The organism is Actinoplanes sp. NPDC019969, from assembly GCF_055562375.1.
Window position 1 is genome coordinate 203,001 of record NZ_JBVHFK010000015.1, and the last position, 9,198, is coordinate 212,198.

Annotated in this window: 8 protein-coding genes and 1 pseudogene; 3 read left to right on the forward strand and 6 right to left on the reverse strand. The window is 73.0% G+C overall.

What is annotated here, in order from left to right:
• Nucleotides 1-34 precede the first annotated feature (34 nt).
• Both ACZ3II_RS37280 and ACZ3II_RS37285 read right to left on the reverse strand, forming a co-directional pair.
• Nucleotides 35-1,339: a hypothetical protein gene (locus tag ACZ3II_RS37280; RefSeq protein WP_465524354.1), complete on the reverse strand. Its 1,305-nt coding sequence runs from the start codon at nt 1,337-1,339 to the stop codon at nt 35-37.
• Nucleotides 1,340-1,388: 49 nt separating this feature from the next.
• Nucleotides 1,389-2,141 (reverse strand): formylglycine-generating enzyme family protein, encoded by a 753-nt coding sequence (locus ACZ3II_RS37285; protein WP_465524356.1) that lies wholly within the window; start codon nt 2,139-2,141, stop codon nt 1,389-1,391.
• A gap of 84 nt (nt 2,142-2,225) precedes the next feature.
• On the opposite strand from ACZ3II_RS37285, the gene ACZ3II_RS37290 reads away from it, so the two are divergent.
• Nucleotides 2,226-3,017 (forward strand): cyclase family protein, encoded by a 792-nt coding sequence (locus ACZ3II_RS37290; protein ID WP_465524358.1) that lies wholly within the window; start codon nt 2,226-2,228, stop codon nt 3,015-3,017.
• A gap of 776 nt (nt 3,018-3,793) precedes the next feature.
• Here the strand turns inward: ACZ3II_RS37290 and ACZ3II_RS37295 are convergent.
• The 3 genes and pseudogenes from ACZ3II_RS37295 to ACZ3II_RS37305 form a co-directional block, all read right to left on the reverse strand.
• Nucleotides 3,794-4,519 (reverse strand): annotated as a pseudogene (locus ACZ3II_RS37295) (SDR family oxidoreductase).
• A gap of 54 nt (nt 4,520-4,573) precedes the next feature.
• The gene (locus ACZ3II_RS37300) at nt 4,574-5,110 is read right to left on the reverse strand and encodes a DUF6529 family protein (protein WP_465524360.1); all 537 of its coding nucleotides are present in this window, start codon (nt 5,108-5,110) and stop codon (nt 4,574-4,576) included.
• Between the two features lies 1 nt (nt 5,111).
• Nucleotides 5,112-6,917: a protein kinase domain-containing protein gene (locus ACZ3II_RS37305; RefSeq protein ID WP_465524362.1), complete on the reverse strand. Its 1,806-nt coding sequence runs from the start codon at nt 6,915-6,917 to the stop codon at nt 5,112-5,114.
• A gap of 108 nt (nt 6,918-7,025) precedes the next feature.
• Here ACZ3II_RS37305 and ACZ3II_RS37310 point away from each other — a divergent pair, with 108 nt between their 5' ends.
• Nucleotides 7,026-7,538, forward strand: a complete 513-nt coding sequence (locus tag ACZ3II_RS37310) for a DUF1990 family protein (RefSeq protein ID WP_465524364.1) — start codon at nt 7,026-7,028, stop codon at nt 7,536-7,538.
• On the opposite strand, the gene ACZ3II_RS37315 is transcribed toward ACZ3II_RS37310, so the two are convergent.
• Nucleotides 7,527-8,453, reverse strand: a complete 927-nt coding sequence (locus tag ACZ3II_RS37315; RefSeq protein ID WP_465524366.1) for a serine hydrolase domain-containing protein — start codon at nt 8,451-8,453, stop codon at nt 7,527-7,529. The two genes, ACZ3II_RS37310 and ACZ3II_RS37315, sit on opposite strands and share 12 nt — an antisense overlap.
• Before the next feature lie 96 nt (nt 8,454-8,549).
• Here ACZ3II_RS37315 and ACZ3II_RS37320 point away from each other — a divergent pair, with 96 nt between their 5' ends.
• Nucleotides 8,550-8,990, forward strand: a complete 441-nt coding sequence (locus ACZ3II_RS37320) for a deaminase (protein ID WP_465524368.1) — start codon at nt 8,550-8,552, stop codon at nt 8,988-8,990.
• Nucleotides 8,991-9,198: the final 208 nt, after the last annotated feature.

Here is a 9,198-nt window from a genome sequence, read left to right on the forward strand (position 1 = left end):
GCCCGGACTCCTCCGGGCCGCCACCCGCGTTCAGCTAGTAGATCCGGGGGCCCTGCCGTTCCGCCCGCGCCTCCGACATCCGCAGACCGGCCAGGATCACCGCCGCGACGGAGCACCCGATCGCCGCCAGGATCCCGAAGATCGCCAGGATGACCATCGGCATCGCCGCGTCCCCACCCGGATCGGCCCACCCGGCCAGCGCCGCCGGAACCGTGACCAGCCCCGTGAGCGCCAGCCCCACCGGCAGCCACCAGACCGCCGCCCGCGCCCCGGACCTCCGCATCACCAGCACGCCCCCGGTGGTGACGAGGAGCCCCAGCGCCATCGCGATGACCGTCGCGCCGAGCGGGAACTCCAGCAGCGCCCCGTCGCTCTCCACGATCGCCGGCGCCGCCGCGACGGGCGCCGCCAGGAACCCGATCCGCTGCCACGTCCCGGTCACGTCCCGGACCGCGAACCCGTCCCGCCCGTTCGCGACGACCACCACGTGCCCGCCCGGAACGGTCAGCACCCCGATCGACCGCGACGTGAGCGCGTGGATCCCGCGGCTGTCCCGGTAGGCCCGGTTCAACGTGATCCGCTCCCGCAGGCTGAGCGCCCAGTCCTCGGTCCACGGACCGCCCGCGACGCTGCGCCGTACCCCGATCCCGTTCCGGACCACCTGATAGCAGACCTCCGGCACCGACGTCGTGCACGCCGCCCCCGGCACCGGCTCCTGCCTGCCCGCGGCGCTCCAGGTCACTCCACCGTCCCGGCTCGCCGACCAGGTCGTCTCGTACCACCGTTCACCGGCGAAGATCGTGTCCCCGGCGACGTACACCTGTTCCGCCGACCGATACGGCGCCGCACTGGTCGCCGCAACCCCCGCCAGCGCGACGGGCAGCAGCACGGCCAGCCGCCACGCCCGGATCCAGCGCCGGGTGCGTTCCGTTCGGCTCCGGGAGGGCCGCCGGGCGGCCCACCAGGCGACTCCCAGGAACGGCAGCGCCAGCAGGTCGGCCGGGTCGGATCGCACCAGCGACGGCGTGATCAGGTTCCAGGCGCCGGTGGCGAGCTGGGCCCCGTACGCCCACGCCTTGGCCAAACCGAAACCCACGCCCACCGCGACCAGGGCGCCCACCGCGAGCCGCTCGAACCGCACCCGGGGTGCCAGCAGACCGATCACGACCGCGAGCAGCGGCGGCGCCAGCACCAGGCCCGCCGCGTCGCTCAGCTTGCCGGTCAGCCAGCCCGGGCACGCCGCCTTCAGGACGTGGTCGTTGACCACCAGAATCGCCAGCGCCGCCACCGTCACCGGATGCCCCAGCCAGGCGAGCGACCTCCCCCGCACACTCTCCACATCGATCACCGTCACGGACCGGGGTCACAGGACCGACACGGCGCAGCGACTATTGGATCCCGGGCAGCACACTCACCTCGGCGACCGGACGGACCGCGCCGAACATGTCCTGCGGTTCCCGCGCGACCGGCAGCATCGCCAGCCACTCGTCACAGCCCTGCCACGGGCTCATGTCGGCGGCGCCCGCGCGCAGCACCCGTGGGCCGTCACCCAGGCGCGGGCGGGCGTCGTCCGGCGCGCCGGAGTAGTCGGGCAGCCAGGTGTCGGCGCAGATCTCCCCGGCCGAGCCCATCGCCGCCAGTCCGAACGGGTTCTCCGACGCGACGATCCGCTCCTCGTCGCCGAACTCGTCGAGCAGCAGATCCTCGTCGTCCGGCACCTCGTCGCCGCGCCAGGTGAGCGTGGTGGTTCCGGCGCGGGCCGCGTACTCCCACTCGGCCTCGCTCGGCAACCGGAACGGCAGCAGCGGCAGCAGGTCGTACAGCTCCAGCTCCATCCGGGCCACGGTCGCGTCGCCGTCGGCGTACTCGTCCTCGAAGTCCGGCAGCCAGTGCCGCACCTGCTCGACCGTCAGCGGATGCCGCGCCATCAGAAACGGCGCGACCGTGACCGTCCGGACCGGTCGCGCCGACTCGGTCGGCACCGCGCCGGCCTCCACGTGCTCCAGCAGCACCGACTCCTCGGCATCCGACAGCCCCATCCGGAACGTGCCACCCGGAACCAACCGGAAGTCCACACCCGAGGGCACATGCCGCCACGCCTGCCGCCCGCCGGCGGTCACTTCCACCCACTCCTGATCCACGCCACGGATGGTAACCAGGCCGATCCGGGCCACGAGCGGGGCAGGATGAGGGCGGGTACGTAGCCGAGGCGAGGGGGAACGGTCATGTGTGTCGAATCGGGACTGTCGCGGCGGGCGGCGCTGGCCGGAGCGGCAGGGATCGCCGCTCTGGGGTTCTCACCCGCGCCCGCCGAGGCCACCACCGGGCCCGAGGTCGTCGACCTCAGCTATCCGCTGAGCGGAGCGTTCCCGGCCTTCGCACCCGGCGAGGAGGCGGTTCGGCGGACCGTCACCTCGATCGAGAAGGACGGGTACTACATGCAGGAATGGCGGATCATCGAGCACATCGGCACCCACGTGGACGCGCCCGCGCACTTCACCGCCGGCGGCCGGGTCTCCACCGAACTGCGGCCGTCAGAACTGCTGCTGCCCGCCGTGGTCGTCGACATCGCGCAGCGGGCGGCCCGCGACCCGGACGCCGTCGTGACCGTCGAGGACCTGCGGGGGTACGAACGCCGGTACGGCCGCATCCCCGATGGCGCGGCCGTCCTGATGTACTCCGGCTGGGGTGCGAAAGCCGGGGACGCCGACGCCTACCGTGGCACGGATACGTCAGGGACGCTGCACTTCCCCGGCTTCAGCGTGGACGCGTGCGAGTGGCTGCTGCGGCACCGCCGGATCCGCTCCCTCGGCGTCGACACCCTCAGCATCGACCCGGGGGTCTCCGCCACCTTCGACACCCACCTGGCCCTGACCGGCGCCGACCGTTACGGCCTGGAGAACCTCGCCAACCTGCACCGGATGCCCCGCAGCGGCGCCCGCATCTTCGTGGGCCTGATCCCGTACGCGGCCGGTTCCGGCGGGCAGGCCCGCGTCCTCGCCACCATCGGACGGTGATCCGGGGCCGCGGCCGGCCCGTCCCCATACCGGCGCGGTTCCGTCGCTGACGTCCGCATCCGCACACCACCGGCACGGCCCCCTCACCCACCTCCGCATCCGCACACCACCGGCGCGGTTCCGTCGATCTCGTCGGCATCCGCTCACCGCCTCGCGATCTTGGGCAGTTGACTAACGCAGTCGGGGCGCCCTCTGCGATCTTGGGCAGTCGACCACCGCAGTCGGCGCGCCGCCTGCGATCTTGGGCGCTCCGCATCGGCACGTCGCACCCAAGATCACCAACTGTGCCGACCTTGGGCGCGACGTGCCGGATTCCCGAAATCAAATGCACGAGTTCGAGGCGGCTTCGGATCATGTGCGCTCGACTCCGGAGCCACGTCCACAAGATCCGGCGCCGGGGTTCTATCTGGGACTCATGCCGGTCGGGCCGCGGTCCGAACGCATGCTCGGACTACGGCGCGACGGGCCGCCCTCAGTCCCACCCCAATCGCCCAAGATCGAAGTGGACGACAGACAGGTGGGCGGCAGCGCAACGGGCGGGCGGTAGTGGTGGCGGCGGGCGGTGGCAGGCGGGCGGTGGTGGGCGGCTGGCGGTGGCGGTGGCGGTGGCGGGCGCCGAACGGTGGTGGCCGGCGGGCGGTGGTGGGCGGCGGGCGGCGGGCGGCAGGCGGCGGGCGGCAGGCGGCGGGCGGCCGGCAACGCTGTGGGCCATGGGCGGTAGCCGGTGGCGCGGTAGGCGGTGGGTGGATTCCGGCCAGGTCCGGGCCGCTGCTGATTCAGGTGGTGAAGCCGCCGTCGACGTTGATCGTCGCGCCGGTGATGCAGTGGGCGTCCGGGCCCGCCAGGAACCCCACCGCCGTGGCCACGTCGGTGGGGTCCGCGTAGTGGCCGAGGGCGGTGAAACCGCTGATCACAGGCGCGTTCGGGTTGTCGGCCGGATTGAGTTCGGTGTCGGTGGGGCCCGGGTTCACCAGGTTCACGGTGATGGCACGGCCGCCGAGTTCGCGGCCGAGCGCCTTGGTCAGGCCGGTCAGGGCGGTCTTGCTCATGGCGTACAGGGCGAAGCCGGGAAAGACCGCACGCCCGGCGACGTTGCTGCCGATGTTGATGATCCGGCCTCCGGCGGCCATGTGCCGTACCGCCCGCTTGCGAGGCGACGAACGGCGCCCGCACGTTGACCGCCACGGTCTCCTCGAACTCGTCCAGGGTCAACTGAAGGCGCCGGCGTTGTTGACCAGGATGTCCAGGCGGCCGAACGTGCCGGCGGCCTGTTCGGCGGCGGCCACCACCGCGCCGGGGTCGGCACTGCCGGCCTGGACGGCGATCGTCCGCCGGCCACCGGCTTCGATCCGGTGCACGATGTCGTCGGCGCGCTGCCGGTTGCGCTGGTAGGTCAGGGCCACGTCGGCGCCGTACCCGGCCAGGCGCAGCGCCACCGCCGCGCCGATCCCCCGGCCACCGCCGGTGACCAGGGCCGCCTTTCCCTGGAGTGCGTTGTTCATGCCGGAATCCTGCTCGGTGGGCGGCCGGACGTCTGGCGGCAATCGGACGGCGCGTCACCAGCTGGCGCCGATGGTGGTGAAGAACCACAGGGCCGAGGTCGCCCACAGGCCCGCGACCGCTGCCAGAACCAGGCCGCCGGCCAGTGGGACACCCCAGCCGCGGTGTTCGCCGGGGCGGCTGAGCAGGAGCATCTTGGCGACGAAGACGCCGTACAGCAGGCATCCCAGCAGCGAATGGATCAGCACCCGCGGGGTCTCCGAGCGCAGCCCGAACTGGTAGAGGCAGTGCACCGCGACCGGCACCGACAGCAGCAGCGCGATCCGGCCGCTCCACCGGTGCACGGCGGCGGTCCAGGATGGGCCGGGGAGCAGGCCGTACACCGCGAGGGCGGTCAGCAACTGGACGGCGAGCAGGGCGGCGACGGCGGTGGCCAGCCAGACTTTCAGGGTCTGGGTACGCATCAAGCCGGTCACGTCCGTGGTGCCGACGGTGTCGTGCAGTCTGCCGTAGACGCCGAGGCCGACCGCGACACCGACGCCGGCGACCACGGGCAGCCACACCCGGGGCCGCAGCACGGTCGCGGCCGGCATGTCAGAATCCCTCGCCGGTGTCGACGTCGATCGTGGTGGCGCCGGTCAGGACGGCGCCGTCGACGGTGGTGGTGCGGTTGGTGACGTCCAGGACCGGGGCCGGAGCGGGCTGCTCGTCCTTGAGCACCACCCCCACCTGCCGCCCGTCGGGCAGGACGATCCAGGAGCCGTTGACGCGGGCGCTGCCGACCCGGCCGGCCAGGCGGTAGAGGCCGGACGGCTTGCTGACCACGCCGATCTCGAAGCGGTGCGCCTTGCCGCCGACCGTGACGTCGCCGGCGGCGCGGGTGGCGTCGAACAGGCCGGTGATCTTGGTGCCGTTCTTGCCGGTCAGGTTGAGGAGGCCGTTCTTGGCGGTGCCCTTGAGCCAGGCTTCGAGGCGGTCGCCGTCGCAGATGTACGCGATCGCCGCCCCGTCCCGGATCGAGATGGCCAGGGTGCCGGCCTCGTCGTCGACCTTGCCGGCCAGGGTGACCCGCAGCCGGTCCGCGGCCGGGGTGTTGAGCGGCGGCAGGGCGACCTCGCTGGTCGGCGGCAGCGTGCCGGACGGCAGTGGGGCGGCTGACGTGGTCTTCTCGACGGGCGACACCGGCGGCGGGACGCTGACCTTGGTGACCAGGTTGCTGGTGCGCTCACCGGCGGCGGCGGTCACGTTGATCCCGACGATCACGGCGGCGGCCAGCCCGGCCAGGCCCAGGGTGATCAGCGGCCCGCTGCGCCAGCGCGACGAATCCCGTGGTGAGGCCGGTGGGGGCGGAGCGTACGCCCCGGTGTCGGGCAGTTGCCCCGCCCAGCTGCCGAGGGTGTCGCGGGACGGCGGGACGAAGGCGGGCCGGGGCGGCTGCGGCGGCGCGGGCGGCGGATATGTCGGCTGCGGCAGCTGCGGCGGCGGGAACCCCAACGGCAGCGTCGTCGGCTCCGGATCGGTGACCGGCGGCGGACCGGCAGCGAAGGCCCCGGTGACCGGCGGCGGACCGGCAGCGAAGGCCCCGGGGGCCGGAGGCGGACCGGCAGCGAAGCCCCCGGAGATCGGCGGCGCGCTGGACGGCCGGACGGCCGCCGCGAACTGGTGCAGGTAGGCGGCGACCCGCCGGGCGGGCGGCCGGCGGCGCGGGTCGGGGGCGAGGCAGTCCCGGGCGACCGGCCCGAGCGGGCCGGGCAGCAGGGACGGGTCGCCGGTGGGGCGGCCGGTGGTCAGCTCCAGCAGCAGCACGCCGAGCGACCACACGTCGGCGGCCGGGGTCGGGGCGCCGCCCTGGAAGATCTCCGGTGCGGTGTAGCCGGGGGTGCCGCCGGCCGGGATGTGGTCGGTGTCGTTGAGCAGGACCGCCACGCCGAAGTCGGTGATCCGGATCTCCGGCGGGGTGGAACGCCGCCGGACCAGGATGTTCTCCGGTTTCAGGTCGAGGTGGACGACGCCGTGCTGGTGGGCGGCGGCCAGGGCGGCGGCGGTCTGCGCGGCGATCGTGACGACCTCGGCGGGGGTGAGGCGGCCGCCCCGCAGGGACAGGTAGCGGCGCAGGTTGGGGCCGTCCACGTACTCCATGACCAGGGCCAGGGTGCCGCCCTCGACGATCAGGTCGCGCAGGCCGACGATGGCCGGATGGTGCAGGGCGCGCAGTGCGGCCTCCTCGCGGAGGAACAGTTCGCGGACCCGGCGATCGCCGGCCAGCTCGGGCCGGAGCAGTTTCGCCGCCAGGGGCGGGCCGCCCTGACGGCTCGTCGCCCGCCGCACGACCGCCATCGCGCCGCGGCCGATCTCCTCATGCAGAAGGTATTCCCTGCCGAGCGGTTCCTGACCGGCCATCCCCGTACCCCTTGCCCTCCCGAAAAAAGCTCACTGGTCTTTAACACAATGTGGATCTTCGTTCGGTTCACCGCACCCATCATGGTAAATGCGTTTAGGGTGATCCTGATGTTGCTGAACGCTCCTTTCACCTATGCCGAGGTCGGCGCCACCCGGGCGGCACCCCTCCCGGCGGGATACCGGCATGTCCGCCGGGACGTGGCGGTCGGTGCGGGCCGGGAGACGTTCGAGCGGGCGTCGGCGGCGCTGCTGGACTGGCGGATGCACCGGGGCGCGGGCCTGACGGTGACCGCCGCCGGACCGGCCGAGCCGGGTCTGCCGGTGGTGATCGGCATCGGTTTCGGCAGGTTGCGGCTGGTCGCGCCGTGCCGGGTGGTCTACCGGGTGGATCAGGACGACCAGCGGGGTTTCGCGTACGGCACGCTGCCGGGGCATCCGGAGTGCGGCGAGGAGGCGTTCGTCGTGCACCTGACAGCGGGCGGGCGGGTCCGGTTCCGGATCACCGCGTTCTCCCGGCCGGTGTCGGCGCTGGCGCGGATCGGCGGGCCGCTGACCACTCTGGCCCAGGAATTCGCGACCCACCGTTACGTCCGCTCGATGATCAGATGCTCACGCGGGTGACGCGAGATTCTTCAGCAATTCCGCGCCGATCCGATCGGTGGAGCGCGCGGTGTCACTGAGGATCACCACACCGGCCTTCTTCTCCCGGTCGAAAGCGGCGAACGAGTACGACCCGCCGGTCTGCCCGTTGTGGAAGAGGAACGCCGGCGGTGCCATCCAGCCGAGCCGCACGGTCAGGAACCGGTTCACCCGATGTTCGGCGTCAAGGGCGATCCGGACGGCAGGCGTCAGCGGGCCGTCGTCGAAGTGGGCGCGGACGAACGCGGCGACGTCGGTGACGGTGGACCGGAGACCACCGGCGCCGGCCAGGTCGGCGAGATGCCACGGGGCGACGGGACGGCCCTTGGCGTCGTGGCCCTGGACGGCGGGGGCGGCGGTGCCCGTACCCCGCAAGAAGTTGATCTCGCGGTTGACCAGCTCCTCGTAGCTCAGGCCGGTGTGCCGCGACAGGGCCAGGCCGAGCAGTCCGGCGCCGAGGTTGGAGTAGCGGAATTTGCGGCCGGGCGGGGCCGGGCGGATCCGCGCGAGGTTGGCGATCAGGAAGTCGGCGGTGCAATGCCGGTAGGGGTCGGGGGTGTGGGGCCGCAGCAGCGCCCGCAGCATCATGCCTTTCGGCAGGCGGGGCAGCCCGGACGTGTGCTGGGCGAGATGCCGCAGGGTGATCCCCTCCGGGGCCGGCAGGAAGTCCCGCAACGGCTGATCGAGACGCACCGAGCCGGCGTCGACCAGGCGGGCCAGCACGAGCGCGGTGAACACCTTGCTGATCGACCCGATCTCGAACCGGGTCCCGGCGCCGAACCCGTTGCTGCCCTGGATCTCGGTGGCGTCCCCGTCGAGCGCGGCGACGACGACCCCGTGATGGTCCTTCGCCAGCCGGCTGACGGTGTGGCGGGTCAGTTCGACGAGATCACTCATGCCGGCCAGTCTGGCGGGCCGCGGCAACCATCGCGACCGCGGTCCGGCCCGGCGATAGGGTTGCCCGGGGCCGGCTGACGCACGACGGGGAGCGACATGGACGACCATCGGTGGATGAGCCACGCGATCGAGCTGGCGCACCGCTGCCCACCGTCCACGTCCGCGTTCTCGGTCGGCGCGGTGATCGTCGACGGTGACGGCCAGGAGATCGCCGGCGGCTGGTCCCGCGACTCCGACCCGCAGGTGCACGCCGAGGAGTCGGCCCTGCTGCGCGCCGGCGGTCAGCCGCGGCTGCGGACCGCCACCATGTACAGCACCCTGGAACCCTGCTCCAAACGCGCCAGCCGCCCGAACGCCACCTGCACCGGCCTGATCATCGCGGCCGGCATCCCCCGGGTGGTGATCGCCTGGCGGGAGCCCGACCTCTTCGTGACCTGCGAAGGTGTGGCGCTGCTCATCGCGGCGGGCATCGAGGTGGTCGAGATGCCGGCGTTCGCTGCGGCAGCGCGGGCGGCCAACGGTCACCTCGCTTTCTGAAACCCTTTTCCGGTACGCCGTGAGCCGCTCCCCACCGGATCCCGGCCGTCCCGTCGACCTCCGGAAGCGGCGCCCGCCTTGCCGCGCGGTGGATCGGCTGGTTCTCATGGCTGTCTCGCCGCGCGTGTGGCAACCCAGGTTAACCGCCCCAGCCCCCCCCCGCCCCAGAAAAAAGGGGGGGGTGAAGAAAACCCGGGGGTGGGGGGAG